We start from the raw sequence: 17706 nt of genomic DNA, 5'->3' as shown, positions 1-17706 counted from the left end.
GGCGAATATATGTGGGAGAAAAACGGCGCAACGATAGCACCAGAACAGGCCAGAAGTCGCGGGTCAGCGTGATTCCTGGTCGAGCACGATACGCAGCGATGCCTCGGGTGGCGGGCTGCTGCGGTCAGCGCGCAGGCGGCCTTCGCCGATGCGCGACAGATCGGTTTTCCAGCCGGTGACTGCGGTGTCTTTGCCTTGCAGCCAGTCAAACAGCGCAGCAACGGGGATGTTGTTGCCGGTCAGGCGGGTGATGAGTTCCGGCAGGGAGTCGGATGTTGTTATCTGCGCGCCTTGCTGCAGCGTGGCCCCCGCAGGCGTCCATTGCAGTCGAGCGATGATGGAGCCCAGCGGGTTGAAAACCAGTAGCGTGCCGTTTTCGGGTCGGCCTTGCAGTTCAAAACCGGCGCTGAAGGATTGTTGCTGTGAGTCCTGTACCTGCAAGGCCATGCGGCCTGACCAGTGCTGGCTGGTCGCGGCCGCATCGGGCGTCAGCTGGCGCTCTGGCAGGGCGCAGCCTGTCAGCAAAGCGCTGCCAATCGCACCGCTCATCAGCAGGGTCAGCCAAGTTTTGCGCAGTTGGGTAATGGGCTTCATGGCTTTGCGTTCAGGCGCTTGAGAGTTTCAAGCAGCGTGTCGTTGCTGCTGTCTTCCTTGAGGCCTTGACGCCAGATGAGCAGTGCGCGGTCTTGTTTGCCTTGCGCCCACAGAACTTCGCCCAGATGGGCGGCAATTTCTGCATCTTGACGCGTGGCATAGGCTTGCTCCAGCAGTTTTTCTGCCTCGGGCAGATTGCCGCGGCGGAAATGCACCCACGCCAGACTGTCGGTGATGAAGGGGTCGCCGGGTTGCATGTCCAGCGCCTTCTGGATCAGGGCTTGCGCTTCTTCCAGCTTGATATTGCGGTCTGCGTAGGAGTAGCCCAGGGCGTTATACGCATGCTTGAAGTCGGGCTTGTGCTTGATGATGTCGCGCAGCAGGCGCTCCATTTCATCAAACTTGCCTGCTCTTTCTGCCAGCAGGGCGGTGTCGTAGGCCAGCTCCACATCGTTGGGGGACTGGCTCTGCAGATCGGCCTGCAGTGTGTAGGCCTCCTGATTCAGGCCCGCGTCGCGCAGCAACTGCACTTCTGCGATTTGCTTGAGACGCTTTTGATTGGGGCCGGTGACGGGTGTGGCCTGAATGAGCGCACGGCCTTCTTGTACCTTTCCCTGACGCGCCAGCATATCGGCACGGCGCGCTTGCACGCTCAGCAGATTGGCTGCATCAGGAATGCGCTGCAGATAATCGTCGGCCTCGTCATAGCGCTTGCGCTTTTCGGCCAGCTCAGCTTTGAGCAGATAAAACTGGGCTTCACCGGCATTGCGGCCCACACCATCGGGCAGCTTGGGCAGCAGTGCGCCAAACTGGGCCAGCGAAGTATCTGCGGCATCCAGCTCGCTATCTTGCAGCTGCAGATTGGCCAGAATGACCCAGGCTTCTGGGAATTCCGGGGTCTCTCGGGTGATGAGTTGCAGCTGAGCCTTGGCATCCGCATTGCGCTTTTGGCCCAGCAGCACGCGGGCATAGGTCAGGCGCAGCTGGGGCGATGCATTTTTTTCAAGATAGCGTTTAACCAGTGGCTCGACTTCGGTGGAGCCAGACTCCAGCAGCTCCATTGCCAGCAGGGCGATGGCGCCCGAATCCGGACTCAGCTTGGCACCGTTTTGCAGCGCTTGCAGTGCAGCCTGTTTTTGATCTGCCACAAGACGCATGTGGCCGACTGCAGCCAAGGCCATAGGGCCGTTCTTGGGGTCTTTGAAATCGATTTCCAGTGCCTGCTCCACCACATCAGCGGCCAGAGACTTGTCTGAGGCATTGTTGTAGAGCTGGGTGATGGCTAAAAAGGTGGCACTGCGGTTGGCTGCTGGCGTCAGTTCTACTTCGCGGCGCAGGTAGCTGGCCGAGTCGGCGATGCGATTCATGGCCACCAGAATGCGCAGCACGGCGCGGTTGGCATCGCGTGATTCCGGATAGGCTTCCAGCCAGGCGCGGGCGTTGCGCAGAGCGCGATCGCCAGAGCGGGACTGAACTGCCAGCTCTGTAGCGCGGCGGTAGAGCTTTTCGTTGTTGCTGCTGCGCGCAGCTTCCATCATCAGGGCCTGTGCGTCGTTCAGGGCACCTTCCTGGGCGGCGAGCTCGCCCACCAGGATTTCATAGAACAGCTCGGCAGAGAGGGCGGCCTGATTGCCTTCGCGCTCCATGCTTTGCTCAAGCTCAGTCGCTTGCTCGGTCCTGTCCACTTTGGGTGGCGGGTCGGCAGGTTGGGCGGATGCGATTGCCGATCCCATGGCCAGAGCGGTGGCCACGGCGAGTCCCTGAATACGTAGAGGATGAACCATCGGCCCATAATAATCCAAGCTTGTTGAACACTTGGTGAAGAAGAGATTGCATGCCTGAGTTGCCCGAAGTCGAGGTTACGCGCCGCTCTTTTGCGGACCGCATTGCGGGTGCGCGCATTGATGCAGCAGCCTTGGGAAAACCCTTGCGCTGGCCGCTGGGGCTATTGCCGCAGGCGCTGGTCGGGCGCGAGGTGCTGGGCGTGCGTCGCCGCGGTAAATATTTGCTGGTGGATTTGAGTGAGGGGCTGCTCCTCATTCACCTGGGCATGTCGGGCAGCCTGCGCTTTGTGGGGGTTGACGAGGCACCGCTGGGCAGCGCGGGTACGCACGACCACTTTGACCTGAAAACTTCTCACGGTCTTTTACGCCTGCATGACCCGCGCCGTTTTGGCGCCGTGATTTATGTGCCTGATGAGGGCGATGCACTGGCGCGCAAGTTGCTTGACCACTTGGGCATGGAGCCGCTGAGTAGCAGTTTCACGTTGGATGGCTTCAAGGCCGGGCTGGCCGCCAGCCGCACGCCCATCAAGCAATTGCTGCTGAGCGGCAGCGTGGTGGTGGGGGTGGGCAATATCTATGCCTCTGAGGTGCTGTTTCACTCGCGCATTCACCCGGCCACACCGGCGCGTGATGTGGGGCCACGCAAGGTCAAAACTTTGTATGAGGCGATTCGCTCTGTGCTGGCTCTGGCGGTGGAGAAGGGCGGCACCACGCTGCGAGATTTTTCTGCGGCCAATGGCATGGAAGGGCACTTTCAGCTGCAGGCCAAGGTCTATGGCCGCGAGGGCCTGCCTTGCACGCATTGCGGCGCGCCCATCAAGTTGATGAAGCAGGGGCAGCGCAGCACCTTTTATTGCGCCCGCTGCCAGAAAGAGGCAAAAGCTCTTTGAATTTGATAGCTGCTAGCGCTTGTTTCATGGGCGCTTGAGGTTGTTTTGACTAAAAATTCAGCACTATTGTCTGATATGACACAGTGCGGTGCCAGATGCGCGCGTATTTGATACAGAGTTAGCAGACTTGCGCCGATACTCGGTGTGCTGCAGTGCATGACAGCCCTGGCAATGGCCAATGCTATATTTTGATCAGGCTGGTAGTGTTCGCTGACTGGGCGACTTGCACAAACAAGAGAGGTAGACGTGACAGCTTCATTCAACGAGCAGTTTGGCCAACATGGTGCGTGGCGACGAGGTTTTGCCTCGCAGCTGCAGGAACTGCGGGAATGGCTGATGGCGCAGGATTTGCTGGACTCCTCCGTGCAGGAGCGCTTGCAGCGCCTTGAAGATCAGATGCGCGGAGACAAGGTCATGGTCGCTTTTGTGGCCGAGTTCTCGCGCGGAAAATCAGAGCTGATCAACGCTATCTTCTTTGCCCACTACGGCCGTCGCCTCATGCCTGCGAGCGCAGGCCGCACCACCATGTGCCCGGCAGAGCTGGGCTGGGAGGCTGAGTTGATGCCCAGCTTGCGCCTTCTGCCCATTGACACGCGTGAGTCGCCAGAGAGTCTGGGCCAGTGGCGTGTGCGCAGCGATGCATGGGCGCAGTACCCGCTGGATGTTGGTAATGCGCAGCAGATTGCAGACACGCTGGTCAAGGTGGCCGATGTGCGCAAGGTTTCCGTCGACCAGGCTAGAAGGCTGGGCTTCTGGCATGACGACGATGAAGCCGATAACCCCATGGTGGATGCCGATGGCTGGGTGGAAGTGCCCATGTGGCGCCATGCGCTCATTAACATGCCGCATCCGCTTCTCAAGCAGGGGTTGGTGATTCTGGATACCCCTGGTTTGAATGCCGTGGGTGCAGAGCCTGAGTTGACGGTCAACCTCATCCCCCAGGCCCATGCCGTGGTCTTTGTGCTGGGGGCTGATACGGGCGTCACCAAGTCCGACCTTGCCATCTGGCGTGATCATGTGCTGCCCGCTGGTGCAGGTAAGGCTGGTAGAGACGATGCGCTGGCTGCATCGCGCCTGGTGGTGCTCAACAAGGTCGATACGCTGTGGGACAGCCTCAGCTCTGGCGCGCAGGTGCAGGCGCAGTTGCGCAGGCAGCAGCAGGACTCGGCCAATCTGCTGGGTGTCTCGGTCGATAAGGTATTACCTGTTTCTGCCCAGAAGGGTCTGGTCGCAAAGGTGAATCGCAACGATGTCTTGCTGCAAGCCAGCGGCCTGCCCGCGTTTGAGGACTTGCTGGCCAACGGCATCATGGGTCAGCGCCAGAAGGTGCTGCAGGCCGCAGTGCATGCCAATGTGCAGCAACTGCAGGGGCAGGTGGACCGAGTTATTAATATGCGCCGCAGAGAGCTGGACGACCAGCTGGCTGAGCTGTGCGGCTTGCGCGGCAAGAACGCCAGTGTGATTGCCGGCATGCGCTCGCGCATCGAGGGTGAGAACCAGGAGTTTGACCAGAGCTCGACCAAAGTTCAGGCCATGCGCACGGTGCACATGCGCATGCTCAAGGATATTTTTCAGCTGCTCAGCTCGGCGGTTTTGAAAAAAGAGCTGACTGAACTCAAAGAAGCACTGGATCAGCGTGGCCTCAAGTTGGGTGTGCGCAAGATCTATGAGCAGACGTTTGAGCGACTGCATGCGGTGGCCGTCCGGGTGCTTGCGCAGGCCGAAGAAATGCAGAACTTGATGAGTACGTCATTCAGAGAGCTCAATGCTGAATTCAGCTTTTCTCTGCAGGTGCCGCCAGCGCTGATGCTGTCCGACTTCACTGAGGACCTGCACAGCATCGAAGGCAGCTACACCCAGTACCTGGGCTTGAGCAGTGCCTTCAAACTCACAAGTGCAGATTTTTCGCAGCGATTGATCAAGGCGCTGGCGCTGCGTCTGCGCACCGTGTTTGAAGCGGCATCGAACGATGTGGAAATGTGGAGCAAATCACTGACTGCGCCTGTCGATGCACAATTACGTGAACGTAAACGCAGTTACACGCGCCGCTTGGAAGCGGTCGACCGCATCAGCGGCGCAGCCACGGATCTGGAGGAGCGCATTGCCGACATGGAAAATGCGCAGGCTCATCTGGGCTCTTTGCAGAGGCAGTTGATCAGCGCATCAGCCCAGTTGCTGGTGCCTTTATGGTCTGAGCGCGCCCAAACCACTTCCGCGCCGCTGGACATCAACCTGGTAGCTTGAAATCTTGACTTTTCCTTCGATTGCCACTGCTGTCGTGCAGTGGCAGGCCAGCCATGGCCGCAATCATTTACCCTGGCAGCAAACCCGTGATCCTTACCGTGTCTGGCTGTCTGAAATCATGCTGCAGCAGACTCAGGTCAGCACCGTGCTGGGCTACTACCAGCGCTTTTTGGATGCATTCCCTGACGTAGCCAGTCTGGCCGCTGCACCGCAAGATGCCGTGCTGGCGCTGTGGAGCGGTCTGGGCTATTACAGCCGCGCCCGCAATCTGCACAAATGCGCGCAGAACGTCATGGAACAATGGGACGGGGCTTTTCCGCAGACTGCCGAAGAGCTGGCGACACTGCCTGGCATTGGCCGTTCGACCGCTGGTGCGATTTCTTCGTTCTGCTTTTCTGAGCGCGTGCCGATTCTGGATGCCAATGTGCGCCGGGTGCTCACGCGCGTGCTGGCCTTTGATGGCGATCTGGCGCAGTCTAAAAATGAAAAGCAGCTGTGGGTGCATGCGCAGCAGCTTTGCCCCACAGAGAATTTGTACGAAGCCATGCCGCGCTACACGCAGGGCATGATGGATTTGGGCGCCAGCATCTGCACGCCGCGCAAGCCCGGCTGCCTGGTCTGCCCGCTGCACGATGAATGCCGTGCCGGACGCGCTGGCAACCCTGAGGCCTATCCGGTGCGCACGCGCAAGGTCAAACGAACATCTGAAGCGTGGTGGCTGCTGGTGGCCGTGGATAGTCAGCGTCGCGTATGGCTACAAAAGCGTCCGCAAGTTGGCATCTGGGCAGGGCTTTACAGCCCGCCAGTCTTTGACAGCTATGAGGCCTTGAAGCGCTTTGCAAACGTGACCTGGCTTGATAGTGCTGCGCACCGCTGGCAAGACCTGCCCGGTTTTCTGCATGTGCTGACGCATAAGGATTTGCACCTTCACCCGGTGCTGATCACTATGGATCAAGCGCAGGCAGCTATGGTTTTTGAAGCAGATGAATCCTGCTGGGTCAATGCCACAGGCTGGGCTGAGCTGGGCTTGCCTGCGCCGATACGCAAACTGCTGGACTCTGAGCTGGCCTGAGTCTTGGCTTTGTCCCAGCAAAAAAGGTGACGCATGTCACCTTTTTTGCTGGGGGTAGATAGTTTCAGAATCGCAGGCGCGGCATCAGCATGGAGCAGCGCAGGCTCATCAAGGCCAGCCACAGCGCTCTGGCCTGTGGGTTGCTGCGCTGTGCTTGCAGCAGTCGCCCGGCGTCCGCTACATGCTGGCGAACGGTCTGCTGTGCTGCACGGTCGCCACTGCTTTGTGCAGCCAGCCAGAGCTGCTGGTATTGATGCACGCTGCCTTCATTGAGCAGGTGCTGCGATGAGATGGCCAGCAGGGCTTGAATCTCACGCGAATGCTGGACGGTGTTCATACCAGTTCCTTGTCTGCCACTGCTTTGGCTGGTGCATCGCTATCGCTTTGGCCAAAGGCATACCAGTCCACATGTCGGGTGCAGATCATGACCAGAGCCAGCACGGCAAACAGCGCAATAGAGCCGACGACCAGAGCGGTCTGCTCCAGTTGCAGCAGCACATAGAGCAGGCCATACAACGCAGAGATGGCTGCGGCAAACGGCAGGCCACGCTTGATGCTGCCCAGAATATGGCTGGCGTAGAAGGCCAGCAGTGCGACGCAGGAGCTTGCGGCAATGACATAGGCAGTGGCAAAACCCAGATGCTCGGACAGGCTGATCAGCAGCAGGAAAAAACTGCACAGCGCAGAGCCCACCAGCAGGTATTGCACAGGGTGAACGCGCAGCTTTTTCATGACCTCAAACAGGCCGACGGCCACAAAAGTCAGAATCACAAACAGCAAGCCGTATTTGGTGGCACGGTCGCTCAGCGAATAGACATTGACGGGGTTGACGAACTCCGTGTTCATGGTCTCAAGGCAGGGGCCGTTGCCCGATGCGACTGCACGCGCAGCACTGGTTACGGTGTAGTCTGGCTCGCTGTCGCCATACCCGGAACTGCAGAGCCCTTGCTGGCGGGTGAAGGCGGTGCTGGCCGAGGTGGCGAGTGAGGAGATCTCCCAGTTGGCGGTAAAGCCGTTGTCCGTCACCTCACGGCGGGCGGGAAGAAAGCTGCCGCCAAACGATGGGTGTGGCCAGTCGGTAGTCAGAGTTACTTTGTTTTCAGCGCCTATGGGCGTGAAGGCGAGACGTTCAGTGCCCAGCAACTGCAGTTTGAGGCTGATGCTCAGTGGCTCGCCTTTTTTGAGTGTGGCGGGGTTGATTTCGGACTGAATGCCTTTGCTGTAGTGCTCCAGCGAGGTACCGGACTCCACGTTCAGCTCCTTGTTGTTGGCTTCAACAGTCGCGCTGCGAATACCGCGCGGGTCGCTGAGGGCAAAGCTCAGATAGAGCTTGCCGCAGCTGACGGTGGCTTTGGCGGCACCGGTTGCGCTGGGTGGCTGGGCAAGCTGATCGGCGTTGGTGAAGCTGGCCTGAATCTGGTCGTGCAGCACATAGGCGTTGATCAGGTGCAGGCCGCGTGAGCGCTCTTCCATGGCTGCGCTGGCGTTGTGACTCACGCTGTCGGGCAGCAACTGACGCTGAAATTCACGCGTGGTGTATTCGATTTTCTTGCCGTTGGGGTTGCTGGTGGTTTCCGTGCAGTTCTGCACCAGCGCCGGGCCTATCAGCGTCTGTGATCCGGCCAGGCTGGATACCACGCTTTGCACGGCGTAGTCACGGTTACGGATGCGGTCTTTAACCACGTCCTGAATCATGGACAAGCCCAACATGAGCATTGCCAGAACGATCAGCAGTGAGACTGTTTTGAATAGCAGTCGGTTTTTCATGCTTGCTCCTGAAATATGAGGTTTCAGGAGGCAGTGTCTTCAGCGACTGTGTGGATGAAATGAAGTCTGTGAAGCGAGTGTGAAGTCGCGCTTCATTCCTTAGAGACCCTAACGCAACCCTTGATACGTCGTTGCTTCGTCTTGTCTCAACCGTAAACCTGTAGCTTTAGCCTCTCTTAGTGGGTTTGATTTTCAGGAGCGAAGTCCAGAGTCACAGCAAGTCCTGGGTGCAGATTGCGTATCGCCATGCTGCCGCCGTGCAGATGCATGATGCGGGTGACGATGGACAGGCCAAGGCCGGTGCCACTGCGCTCGCCATTAGGTCTGGGTGTGGTGAAGAAACGCTCGCCCAAACGGGCCAGCATGACGTCTGGCACGCCCGGGCCTTGATCGCTGATGGTGATGCGATGCGGGCTCAACTCAAGCGTGATGACGCGATCTTCAGGCGAAAAATCCAGCGCGTTTTGCAGCAGGTTGCTGATGGCGAGGGTGACAAGGCCAGCCTCCCATGGGCCGTGGCTGTCTGCGCCTTTTAGCTGCAGCGCAATGCCGTGCTGCTGGGCGGTGCTTTGCAGGGCATTCATGGCCTGCTGCGCACATTCCATCAGGCTGCAGCTATGGGTTTTATCCAGCTGCTGGCGCTGCTCCAGTCGACTCAGTTGCAGTAGCTGGTCAATCAGGTTTTGCAGGCGCAGGCTCTGGTCCACAACCTGCTTGGCAAACATGATGCGGTCTGGGGTGGGCAGGTCGTCTTGCAGTAATTCGCCCGCGCCACGTATGGCGGCGACAGGGCTTTTCAGCTCATGGGTGAGGGCGCGCACATAGCCTTCGATGTAGTCGCGCCCCTCAAGGCGTTTTCGCATGGTGTCCATGGCCTGAGCCAGCTCGCCCAGCTCGCCGGGCATATTGGGCACGGCCACAGGCTGGGGCATCTGCGCAGGGTGGGTCGATTCATTGAGGGTGGGTGCCTGAACCTGCTGCGCATAGTTGCGCAGGCGGCGTACATGCAACACAAACCACCAGGTCACGGCGCAGCCTACGCCAGCAGACAGCAGCACAAACAGCAGACCTCCACGCAGAATTTTTTGTTCTGCACTATCCACGATTTTCTGTACCGAGCTGGAGGGTTTGGAGGCTGTGAGTACACCGCCAATCTGGCCGTTCACCATGATGGGTGCGGAGACATACATCACACTGCTGGACTCGTCTTCCTTGACCGCTCTTGTGGTGCGCGCACCGTATTCGCCGCGCAACGTCAGATAGACATCGCGCCAACGTGAATAGTCTGAGCCCTGATCTTTGCCTTGCGAGTCAAACAGCACAATGCCTTGTGCATCGGTCACGGTGATACGCATGTCCAGCGTGGTTTTGCGGGCGTCCCAGATCCAGGCCTGAATGGGCTTTTGCGTGTAGTTCGATAGCTGGGTCGCGAAGGGGCCGCTTTGGCCCGGCTGAAACAGGTTTTTGGCCAAGTCCGCACTGGCAAGCGCTGCCAGCGCATAGGCGGTTTCGACTAGCGTGTCTTCAGTCACCTTGCGAACGCTGGGTTTGACTTCCACCATAAAGACGCGCAGCACAAAAAATGCGGCCAGCCCGTTGATGAGGAAGAAAGCGAAGAATAGACGCAGGCCCAGGCGCATCGGGCTTATCCGGGTTGGTTCAGGCTGTAGCCCAGCCCGCGGTGGGTGATGATGACTTCGTGATCCGGCAAGCGCTCTCGCAGCTTGGCGCGCAGGGTCTTGATGTGGGTGTCCACCGTGCGGTCTGTGCTCTCGCTGCCCAGCCCCCAGATTTGCTCCAGCAGCGCATCGCGACTGAGGATGCGGCCTGCGCTCTGGATCAGGCTTTGCAGCAGCTGATACTCGCGGCGCGTCAAATCCATGGTTTGCGAGTGAAGCAAAATGCGCTGGCCTTGCTCATCTATTTGAAGTGCTTGCGCAGGCTGTATCTGGGCTACAGGCTGAAATTGCCTTGAACGACGTAGCAGGGCGCGGGTGCGGGCCAGCAGCTCGCGGGGGCTGAAGGGCTTGGTCAGATAGTCATCGGCCCCCAGCTCAAGCCCCAGCACTTTGTCCATCTCTTCACCTCTGGCGCTGAGAACCAGCACGGGAGCGATAGAGCGTGCAGAACGCAGCTCTCGGCACCAGTCCAGACCATTGCCATCGGGCAGGCCCACATCCATGAGCAAGGCATCAAATATGACGGATGCCCATTGCTGGCGCGCATCGGCAATCAGCAGGCTATGGGTCACGGCAATGCCTTCGCGTTCCAGCGTATAGCAGATGGTGCGCGCAATGGCGGGGTCATCTTCCAGGAGCAGCACGCGTAGGGCCGGAGTCTGGGTACTGAGCATCGGAGGTTTGATCAGTGCGAGGCAGGCGGGGTGTCAGTGGTCAAAAACTGCTGAGAAACCTGCAGGAAATTCCCACGAAAATCCAGCGAACGATGGCGGCGCACGGTAGGCCAGGTTTTCTCGAAATGCTTGGCCAGTGCTTCTACCAGAAAGACCGAACGGTGCTGGCCGCCCGTGCAGCCAATGCCCACCGTCACGTAGCTGCGGTGGTCTCTGGCCAGTAGGGGCAGCCAGCGCTCCAGAAACTGTTGAATGTCCAGCTGCATCTGCTGCACCTCAGGGAGATTGCGCAGATAGTCCGCCACAGGCTGATCAAGCCCTGTCAGCGGGCGCAGATCTTTTTCATAGTGCGGGTTAGGCAGCATGCGCACATCAAACACATAGTCCGAGTCTGCGGGCATGTTGTGCTTGAAGCCAAAGGACTGGAACATCAGCGTCATCTGGCCCTCGGGCGCTTCAATGACTTGCTTGATATAGCTTTGCAGCTGAGATGATTTGAGGTCGCTGGTATCGACGACGACAGATCGGTCGCGCAGTGTTCCTAACAGCTCGCGTTCTTTTTCAATGTCCTGCTCCAGCGCCTGCCGCTCCGTGGCGGCCGAGCCGGGGGACAGGGGGTGGCGCCTGCGTGTTTCAGAGAAGCGGCGCACCAGCGTGCTGTTGCCTGCATCCAGAAAAATCATGCGAGGGATCAGGCCCTGTTTTTCAAGACGCGCCAGTTGCTCAGGCAATTGCGGCAGGCCCTGGGCGCTGCGCGCATCCATAGCGATGGCTACTTTTTCATCCTTGTGAGTGAGCTTCAGCTCCACAAATGATTGCAGCAGCTCTGGCGGCAGGTTGTCCACGCAGTAAAAGCCTGCGTCTTCCAACGCATGCAGTGCAACAGATTTGCCCGACCCGGACATGCCGCTGATCAGAACAATCTCCATAGACATGATTTCACTCTCCCCTGACTTTGCTGGTGTTTTTGCGCGTGGTGGCGGCCTTGCTGCTCTTGCTTTTGGCGTTTGAGGCAGGCGAGCCATTGCTGTTCAGCAGCTCGCTTGCCGACAATCTTGCCATGTTTAGCATTTCTCGGGCGTGGGCCATCGTGGCTTCAGACAGATGCTCGCCGCCCAGCATGCGGGCCATTTCCATTTCGCGTTCTTCGCCATCCAGTGGATCCACGCTGCTGATGGTGGTGTTGGACTTGGGGCGTTTGGTGACGCGGTAATGCTGATCGGCATAAGCGGCGACCTGCGGCAAGTGCGTAACGGCCAATACCTGGCGCGAACGACCGAGAGAGCGCATGAGGCGCCCCACGGTCTCGGCCACAGCGCCACCCACACCGGAATCGACTTCGTCAAAAATCAGTGTTCCGGCTTGCCCCAGCTCACTGGTGGTGACGGCAATAGCTAAAGAAATACGGGATAGTTCACCGCCCGATGCCACTTTGGCAATGGGTTTGGGTGTGGCTCCGGTGTGGCCTGCGACGAGAAAGGTTACGCTGTCTGTGCCTGCGGGAGCCGCCGATTCGGCATGCTCCAGCTGTACCTCAAAGCGGCCACCTTTCATGCCCAGACTTTGCATGGACTGGGTAATAGCGCGTGACAGGCGGGGAGCGGCCAGTGCACGCTGCTGAGAGACCTGGCGTGCTTCAGCTTGATATTGCTGATAAGCGGCTTGTTCTGTGGCGTGAAGGCCATCTATATCCACAGCTGCATCAAGCTGGCGCAGCTCTTGCTTCCAGCCTTCGAGCAGCGTTGGCAGCTCTTCGGGTGTGCGCTTGTAGCGACGCGCCAGCTGCATCCACAGCGCAAGGCGTTCGTCCAAGTCAGCCAGTAATTCAGGGTCCAAGTCGGCGCGGCGCAGGTAGGCTTGCAGCGAGTGCCTTGCATCGTGCAACTGCGCCACGCAGGAGCCTAGTACATCAGAAATATTCTGAAACTCGGGCTCCAGATGCTCTTGATCTTGTAGCAGGTGGTGCGCTTTACCCAAGAGGTTGGCGGCACCTGCATCATCATCTTCCAGTAGGTGCAGGCAGGTTTGGGCAGAGTCCATCAAGGTCTGAGCGTGCGACAGACGGGTGTGTTGGGCGTTGAGCTCATCCCACTCGTCTGCGCGAGGCGAGAGCTTGTCCAGCTCTGAAATCTGCCACTGCAGGCGTTCACGCTCGCGCTGCAGATTGTCCTGGGCAGACAAAGCCTGCTCCAGTGCTTGGCTGGTCTGGCGCCAGCCCTGCCATAGCGACTTGAGCGGGGCGGTGTCAATGCTGCCATAGGTGTCCAGCATGGCCCGGGCTGCATCGGGGCGGGTCAGGCTTTGCCAGGCGTGCTGGCCGTGAATATCGATGAGCTGATCACCCAGGTGGCGTAGCTGGGTTGCTGTGGCGGGAGATCCATTGATCCATGCGCGGCTTCTGCCCTGGCTGTCGATTACGCGGCGAAGCAGCAGTTCTTGCTCTTGTGCAAAACCGGCTTCTTCAAGCCAGGGGCGCAGGTTTTGAGGGCAGTCAAACTCGGCGCAGATGTCAGCCTGATTGCAGCCTTCGCGCACTACCTGCGCATCGGCACGGGCGCCCAGCACCAGTTGCAGGGCATCTAGCATGATGGATTTTCCTGCCCCGGTTTCGCCGGTCAGTACCGTAAAGCCCGCTTGCCAGTCCAGATCAAGGGACTGAACAATCACAAAGTCCTGCAGGGCGATGCGCTTCAAAGCCATGATCAGGAGCCCCCTTCATTCCAGCCCAGTTTTTTGCGCAGGGTGGAGAAGTAATTCCAGCCCTTGGGATGCAGAAAGTGCACGCTGTGATTGGCGCGGGTGACCAGAATGCGGTCGCCGTGCTGCAGCGATGCGAGAGATTGCATGTCAAAGTTCGCGCTGACATCGCCGCGCCCTCCGACGACTTCAATCGTGATCTCCTGAGAATCGGGCAGAACAATGGGGCGGTTCGAGAGGTTGTGCGGCGCAATGGGCACCATCACCCACGCGGGAATAGAGGGGTGCAGCATGGGCCCGCCGGCAGACAGCGCGTAGGCGGTTGAGCCAGTGGGCGTGGCAACAATCAGACCATCGGCGCGCTGGTTGGAGACAAAGTGCCCGCCCACCTCAATGCGCAGCTCCACCATGCCAGAGGTTGAGCCACGGTTGACCACCACGTCGTTCATGGCCTGGGCTTCAAATACGCATTGACCATCACGCATGACGAGGGCGTGCATCAGGGGGCGCTCGTCTTCTTCGTACTCGCCTTGCAGAATGGGCGTGATGGAGGCTTCAAACTCATCCAGCGCAATATCGGTGACAAAGCCAAGGCGCCCTTGATTAATACCCACCAAGGGCGTGCCGTAGCGAGCCAGATGACGGCAGACGCCCAGCATGGTGCCATCGCCACCCACGACCAAGCCCAGGTCGCAATACTTGCCCAGGCCATCCACGTCCATGCTTGGGTAGTCAGACAGGCCTGCATAGATCGCAGACTGGGTATCCAGAATCACCTCGCAACCCAGACTGCGCACATAAGACGCAATGCGCAGCAAAGCTTCGCTGGCAGCGTCGGATGGGGCGCCTGCGTCGGGGGTGTGGTACTTGCCGATCAAGGCAATATGGCGGAACGTGGATGTCATCTGGGAAATTACATCATTAAACAGATGTCATTTTCTCTAAATTTGCGGCTGCCTTTGCTGACCAGTCTCTGTATGCCGATTGCAGCCGTTTTTTACGGTTCCCGTCTGTCTTTTCGATCATGGCCATCAGTCCGGCCACCAATGCGTTTTGTCCCGCGATTTGTGCCAGATCTGCTTGTGCTTCCGGTGATGGTGTCTTCAGCCCGTTGCGCCAGTTCGAAATTAGCTGTGGGTGTACTTCCATCACATCGGCTAGCTGTCTGAACCCTCCGTGACATTTCCCGGCTGCTGCGTCCACCAGTCTTTTGATTCGTGCACGGTCCGGTGTGCCCACTGTCTTTTTTTCAGTAGGTGCGGCTTTTTCTGCAACTTTCTCTTGCATTTCTAAACCTCCGTGGATTACATTGTTACTAACCCGTGATGGTTTACTTTAAACCGCCACGGGTTAATTCTACGACTGCCCTATCTGCAAGGGAAATTTTCGCCATAGGAGGCCATATGCAGCATTCATCTGTAGTTCAAATTCTCAAGGTCAATGATCCTCGTTCTGGCATTGGCAAGAACAACAAACCATGGCAAATGCAAGAGGCCGAGTGCATCCTGCTTGATGGTGACGGCGCAGTTTCGCAAGTGGGCGTCCTCGACGTTCCTAAGGAAATGATCGGCACTATCGTTCCCGGAACCTATACCGCCACGTTCTCGCTGGCGGCTCATTACCAGACCCGAAAAATCGAGTCTCGGCTCACCAATCTGACCCGTCTGCCCACTAAGCAAGAGCGCTCTGCTGCTCCTGCAGATAAGGCCTGACCATGGTCACGCTCACCTCTGAACAGTTCGATCACGCGATTCGCGTGATCTCGGTTCTCTGCCTCGTTATGGGCATGGTGGGTGCCCTGCTGATGCAGCTACTGCAAGGCTTGGCCATTGGCTTAATTACCAAAGTCACCTACTTCATTGACCGTAAGCACCGCATTGATATGTCCCGCAAGCGTGCTGCGCGTTGGCGAAGCCTTGGGGAGCGTTTTGTGGGTGTTGCGGACCGTATGGACCTCAGGCATGAGGCCAAAGAGTATGCAAAAACTGCCGTGGTCGATCAGCTTCCGCTGGTCTGCCGTGGTAAGTATCCAGAGCATGACTTTCAAGCCGTTGTCCGGGGTGACGAGGTTTATCACGCTGCTTGCACTCAGTGCGGGCAGGACCCTTATCCATGACCGATCAGGTCATCCACTGTTCTCAAGCCTGCACGGTCACTGTGCAGCATGAATTTGTGTTCCCTGTGCTGAGTCTCACTCCTGCAGAGGGTGCGCAGATCGGTCTGGCGGTGATCTCCGTCTGGGCTGTTGGCTGGGCAATTCGTGCCCTTATTCAAACCCTCCGCGATGGCGGAAAAACTGAGGAGAACTCTCATGGGTAAAAAACTGAAACTGGCCCTCGCGGCTGTTCCTGCGTTCGTTCTGGCAACTGTGGGCACTGCTCATGCTGAGGCTGTTGATGTCACAACTTTGGTTGCTGACATCACTGGTCAAAAGGCATCTGTCGGCTCCATCGGTCTGGCCATTCTTGGCGTGGTTTTGGCCATCGTCTGCTTCAACTGGATCCGTCGCTCCATCAAGTAATGGACTGATTGCTCCAGTTCTGGGCAGGGCTTCGGCCCTGTCCTTTTCTAAGCAAACCCCGGCTTGTTTAGGAAAGGGCAGCAAATGGGACTCTTCGTTGTTATTGCTCTATGCGGTGCTGTATGGCTCATCTTTACCGCCTGATTGCATTCGCTCTTGCGCTGTTCTCGCTGTCAGCCTCGGCATCTGTGCCTATGAATACCCGCTATTACTTGGGTGGCGCTGCTTCTGATCCTAACTACGCTTCTCAGTCTGAGGCCTGTAACTCTTGGGCTCCTGCGGCGTCTGGCTACTCCAGAACTGTTGTCTCTGGTCGTTGCGTCATCAAGCGCACTGCTGATAACTATGAGTACGCGAATTTTTCAATCCTCTCATTCACCCAGTGCCCTGCAAATTCCATCGCTACAAGCGGCGTCTGCAACTGCAACACTGGTTATTCTGAGAACGGCAATCAGTGCGTCTTAAACAACACCAACACCTGCAATGGCCTCAGTGATTTCTGCTCTGGCCTAAAGGGTGGAAAGATCAACTTAGAAGGGAAGGGGACTGCAAGTCCTCCTGGCTGCTCAGCTGATAGTGCGCGTCCGAATTGCGCCATGGGTTGTGCTGCCGAACAGGTCGGTATTGGTGTCTCTTACAAAACCTCTGACGGCTCTTGGATGACTAGTCAGGAATACCGGGTAACAGGTGGCACTTGCACTCTCCCTCAACCCTCTGACGTTCCTCAGAAAAAAGAGTCGGACTGTGCTGGTTCTGTTGGTGACGTTAATGGGGTTCGTACCTGTGTCCCTAATCAAGCTGCCACTGGTGACAAGAAGACTGAGTCCGCTAAAAATCCTGATGGGACTACCTCTAACAAAGAGACATCTACCACCTGTGACAAGGGTGTCTGTACCACCACTACGGTGACTACCACCAAGGATAGTTCTGGGGCTACCACCAGCACCTCCAGCTCCACCTCTTCAAGCTCCCAAAGTTCGTACTGCGCTAGCAATAAATCCAGCGCTGTTTGTGCCGCCACAAACGGCGACAAGAACCCGGACGGCAAGGATGGAACCGACAAGGGGGATGGCAAGTGTGAGGGCGAAGACTGCGAAGACAAGCCCGGTAAGTTTGAAGGCACCTGCGCAAGTGGTTTCACTTGTGAAGGTGACGGCATTAGTTGTGCGCTTGCCAAGGAAGTTCATACCCGCAATTGCCAGATTGATGCTCTCAAGGATGGCCCTTTGTACAAGGCTTGGGAGACCGTCAAGGACTTGGGTACTAAGAACGTCACGACTGACCTCCCGGGTAACAAGCGCTTTGACATATCTGTCACTGACCGGGATGACTTTCTTGGCTCGGGCAGTTGCCCTGCTGATCGAGTCATTGACTTCTGGTTCGGCTCTCTGGCGTTGCCGTTTTCTGCGCTGTGTCCTTGGCTGCAAATGCTCGGTTACGTCAACGTCATCTTTGCGTCTATTGCGGGCGCTCTCATCATCATTAGGAGGCAGTCGTAATGGCTCTACCTTTGCTTGGCTCTCTGGGTGGTCTGCTCATCGGTTTGGTGGGTGGTCTGGTGGGGCGCACGCTCGCCTCTCTGGGTATCGCTTTCGTTAGCTATTACGGTGTGTCTGAGGCGCTGGATTTTCTGAAAAATCTGGTGGCTCAGAACCTCCACAATCTGCCCCCTGATGTGTTGGCAATCTTGGGGTTCTGCAAGTGGGTAGGGCGCTCACGATTCTGTTCAGCTGCATGTTCGCAAACATGGTGATGAACGGAATCACGGGCGGCGCGTCCCTCAA

At 57.9% G+C, this 17706-nt stretch carries 19 protein-coding genes; 9 read left to right on the top strand and 10 right to left on the bottom strand.

Features of this window, described 5'->3' with window-relative positions; translation table 11 throughout:
• Positions 1 to 63: 63 nt before the first annotated feature.
• Positions 64 to 594 (bottom strand): lipoprotein insertase outer membrane protein LolB, encoded by a 531-nt coding sequence (locus tag CLU84_RS16635; RefSeq protein ID WP_099738522.1) that lies wholly within the window; start codon positions 592 to 594, stop codon positions 64 to 66.
• A complete protein-coding gene (locus CLU84_RS16630; RefSeq protein ID WP_099738520.1) occupies positions 591 to 2378 on the bottom strand; it encodes a tetratricopeptide repeat protein in 1788 nt (595 codons plus the stop codon). Before CLU84_RS16630 ends, CLU84_RS16635 begins: the two co-directional genes overlap by 4 nt.
• A gap of 50 nt (positions 2379 to 2428) precedes the next feature.
• Between CLU84_RS16630 and mutM the strand changes: the two genes are divergently transcribed.
• From mutM to mutY, 3 genes are all read left to right on the top strand, one after another.
• On the top strand, positions 2429 to 3268 hold the full coding sequence (mutM, locus tag CLU84_RS16625; RefSeq protein ID WP_099738518.1) for a bifunctional DNA-formamidopyrimidine glycosylase/DNA-(apurinic or apyrimidinic site) lyase: 840 nt from the start codon (positions 2429 to 2431) through the stop codon (positions 3266 to 3268).
• Positions 3269 to 3514: 246 nt separating this feature from the next.
• Positions 3515 to 5512, top strand: a complete 1998-nt coding sequence (locus tag CLU84_RS16620; protein WP_099738516.1) for a dynamin family protein — start codon at positions 3515 to 3517, stop codon at positions 5510 to 5512.
• 4 nt (positions 5513 to 5516) lie between these two features.
• A complete protein-coding gene (gene mutY, locus CLU84_RS16615; protein ID WP_099738514.1) occupies positions 5517 to 6584 on the top strand; it encodes an A/G-specific adenine glycosylase in 1068 nt (355 codons plus the stop codon).
• A 64-nt stretch (positions 6585 to 6648) separates the two neighbouring features.
• Here the strand turns inward: mutY and CLU84_RS16610 are convergent, their stop codons facing one another.
• The 8 genes from CLU84_RS16610 to CLU84_RS16575 form a co-directional block, all read right to left on the bottom strand.
• Positions 6649 to 6921 (bottom strand): hypothetical protein, encoded by a 273-nt coding sequence (locus tag CLU84_RS16610; RefSeq protein ID WP_099738512.1) that lies wholly within the window; start codon positions 6919 to 6921, stop codon positions 6649 to 6651.
• Positions 6918 to 8351, bottom strand: coding sequence for a cell envelope integrity protein CreD (creD, locus tag CLU84_RS16605; RefSeq protein ID WP_099738510.1), 1434 nt, complete (start codon positions 8349 to 8351; stop codon positions 6918 to 6920). The genes CLU84_RS16610 and creD overlap by 4 nt, the downstream gene beginning before the upstream one ends.
• Before the next feature lie 176 nt (positions 8352 to 8527).
• Positions 8528 to 9991 (bottom strand): two-component system sensor histidine kinase CreC, encoded by a 1464-nt coding sequence (creC, locus tag CLU84_RS16600; protein ID WP_099738508.1) that lies wholly within the window; start codon positions 9989 to 9991, stop codon positions 8528 to 8530.
• Between the two features lie 5 nt (positions 9992 to 9996).
• Positions 9997 to 10704, bottom strand: a complete 708-nt coding sequence (locus CLU84_RS16595) for a winged helix-turn-helix domain-containing protein (protein WP_099738506.1) — start codon at positions 10702 to 10704, stop codon at positions 9997 to 9999.
• A gap of 11 nt (positions 10705 to 10715) precedes the next feature.
• On the bottom strand, positions 10716 to 11639 hold the full coding sequence (rapZ, locus tag CLU84_RS16590; RefSeq protein WP_099738504.1) for an RNase adapter RapZ: 924 nt from the start codon (positions 11637 to 11639) through the stop codon (positions 10716 to 10718).
• Positions 11640 to 11643: 4 nt separating this feature from the next.
• Positions 11644 to 13404: a DNA repair protein RecN gene (gene recN / locus CLU84_RS16585; RefSeq protein WP_099738502.1), complete on the bottom strand. Its 1761-nt coding sequence runs from the start codon at positions 13402 to 13404 to the stop codon at positions 11644 to 11646.
• Between the two features lie 2 nt (positions 13405 to 13406).
• A complete protein-coding gene (locus CLU84_RS16580) occupies positions 13407 to 14306 on the bottom strand; it encodes an NAD kinase (protein WP_099738500.1) in 900 nt (299 codons plus the stop codon).
• A 16-nt stretch (positions 14307 to 14322) separates the two neighbouring features.
• Complete coding sequence (locus tag CLU84_RS16575; RefSeq protein ID WP_099738498.1) at positions 14323 to 14688, bottom strand: hypothetical protein; 366 nt, start codon at positions 14686 to 14688, stop codon at positions 14323 to 14325.
• 116 nt (positions 14689 to 14804) lie between these two features.
• Here CLU84_RS16575 and CLU84_RS16570 point away from each other — a divergent pair, with 116 nt between their 5' ends.
• The 6 genes from CLU84_RS16570 to CLU84_RS22715 all read left to right on the top strand — a co-directional run bounded on the left by CLU84_RS16570 (position 14805) and on the right by CLU84_RS22715 (position 17675).
• On the top strand, positions 14805 to 15113 hold the full coding sequence (locus CLU84_RS16570) for a hypothetical protein (RefSeq protein WP_099738496.1): 309 nt from the start codon (positions 14805 to 14807) through the stop codon (positions 15111 to 15113).
• Between the two features lie 2 nt (positions 15114 to 15115).
• The gene (locus tag CLU84_RS16565; RefSeq protein ID WP_099738494.1) at positions 15116 to 15517 is read left to right on the top strand and encodes a hypothetical protein; all 402 of its coding nucleotides are present in this window, start codon (positions 15116 to 15118) and stop codon (positions 15515 to 15517) included.
• Complete coding sequence (locus tag CLU84_RS21950) at positions 15514 to 15720, top strand: hypothetical protein (RefSeq protein ID WP_144445476.1); 207 nt, start codon at positions 15514 to 15516, stop codon at positions 15718 to 15720. The genes CLU84_RS16565 and CLU84_RS21950 overlap by 4 nt, the downstream gene beginning before the upstream one ends.
• Positions 15713 to 15922 carry a major capsid protein gene (locus CLU84_RS16560; protein ID WP_158235236.1) on the top strand — a complete coding sequence of 70 codons (210 nt, stop codon included), beginning with the start codon at positions 15713 to 15715 and terminating at the stop codon, positions 15920 to 15922. The genes CLU84_RS21950 and CLU84_RS16560 overlap by 8 nt, the downstream gene beginning before the upstream one ends.
• 194 nt (positions 15923 to 16116) lie before the next feature.
• Positions 16117 to 17421, top strand: a complete 1305-nt coding sequence (locus tag CLU84_RS16555) for a virulence factor TspB C-terminal domain-related protein (protein ID WP_144445475.1) — start codon at positions 16117 to 16119, stop codon at positions 17419 to 17421.
• The gene (locus tag CLU84_RS22715) at positions 17421 to 17675 is read left to right on the top strand and encodes a DUF2523 family protein (protein ID WP_099738489.1); all 255 of its coding nucleotides are present in this window, start codon (positions 17421 to 17423) and stop codon (positions 17673 to 17675) included. Before CLU84_RS16555 ends, CLU84_RS22715 begins: the two co-directional genes overlap by 1 nt.
• The last annotated feature ends 31 nt before the right edge of the window (positions 17676 to 17706 follow it).

It is taken from the genome of Comamonas sp. 26, assembly GCF_002754475.1.
In the GTDB taxonomy this organism is placed as follows: Bacteria; Pseudomonadota; Gammaproteobacteria; order Burkholderiales; family Burkholderiaceae_C; genus Comamonas.
The sequence above is the reverse complement of the archived record's forward strand: the minus strand, read 5'-3'. Positions and strand labels throughout refer to the sequence as shown.

What these genes read in the sequence shown, in the direction of transcription:
- CLU84_RS16635 (WP_099738522.1), bottom strand. Translation starts at nt 594, where the DNA reads ATGAAGCCCATTACCCAACTGCGCAAAACTTGGCTGACCCTGCTGATG.
- CLU84_RS16630 (WP_099738520.1), bottom strand. Translation starts at nt 2,378, where the DNA reads ATGGTTCATCCTCTACGTATTCAGGGACTCGCCGTGGCCACCGCTCTG.
- mutM (WP_099738518.1), top strand. Translation starts at nt 2,429, where the DNA reads ATGCCTGAGTTGCCCGAAGTCGAGGTTACGCGCCGCTCTTTTGCGGAC.
- CLU84_RS16610 (WP_099738512.1), bottom strand. Translation starts at nt 6,921, where the DNA reads ATGAACACCGTCCAGCATTCGCGTGAGATTCAAGCCCTGCTGGCCATC.
- creD (WP_099738510.1), bottom strand. Translation starts at nt 8,351, where the DNA reads ATGAAAAACCGACTGCTATTCAAAACAGTCTCACTGCTGATCGTTCTG.
- creC (WP_099738508.1), bottom strand. Translation starts at nt 9,991, where the DNA reads ATGCGCCTGGGCCTGCGTCTATTCTTCGCTTTCTTCCTCATCAACGGG.
- CLU84_RS16595 (WP_099738506.1), bottom strand. Translation starts at nt 10,704, where the DNA reads ATGCTCAGTACCCAGACTCCGGCCCTACGCGTGCTGCTCCTGGAAGAT.
- rapZ (WP_099738504.1), bottom strand. Translation starts at nt 11,639, where the DNA reads ATGTCTATGGAGATTGTTCTGATCAGCGGCATGTCCGGGTCGGGCAAA.
- recN (WP_099738502.1), bottom strand. Translation starts at nt 13,404, where the DNA reads ATGGCTTTGAAGCGCATCGCCCTGCAGGACTTTGTGATTGTTCAGTCC.
- CLU84_RS16580 (WP_099738500.1), bottom strand. Translation starts at nt 14,306, where the DNA reads ATGACATCCACGTTCCGCCATATTGCCTTGATCGGCAAGTACCACACC.
- CLU84_RS16575 (WP_099738498.1), bottom strand. Translation starts at nt 14,688, where the DNA reads ATGCAAGAGAAAGTTGCAGAAAAAGCCGCACCTACTGAAAAAAAGACA.
- CLU84_RS16570 (WP_099738496.1), top strand. Translation starts at nt 14,805, where the DNA reads ATGCAGCATTCATCTGTAGTTCAAATTCTCAAGGTCAATGATCCTCGT.
- CLU84_RS16565 (WP_099738494.1), top strand. Translation starts at nt 15,116, where the DNA reads ATGGTCACGCTCACCTCTGAACAGTTCGATCACGCGATTCGCGTGATC.
- CLU84_RS21950 (WP_144445476.1), top strand. Translation starts at nt 15,514, where the DNA reads ATGACCGATCAGGTCATCCACTGTTCTCAAGCCTGCACGGTCACTGTG.
- CLU84_RS16560 (WP_158235236.1), top strand. Translation starts at nt 15,713, where the DNA reads ATGGGTAAAAAACTGAAACTGGCCCTCGCGGCTGTTCCTGCGTTCGTT.
- CLU84_RS16555 (WP_144445475.1), top strand. Translation starts at nt 16,117, where the DNA reads ATGAATACCCGCTATTACTTGGGTGGCGCTGCTTCTGATCCTAACTAC.
- CLU84_RS22715 (WP_099738489.1), top strand. Translation starts at nt 17,421, where the DNA reads ATGGCTCTACCTTTGCTTGGCTCTCTGGGTGGTCTGCTCATCGGTTTG.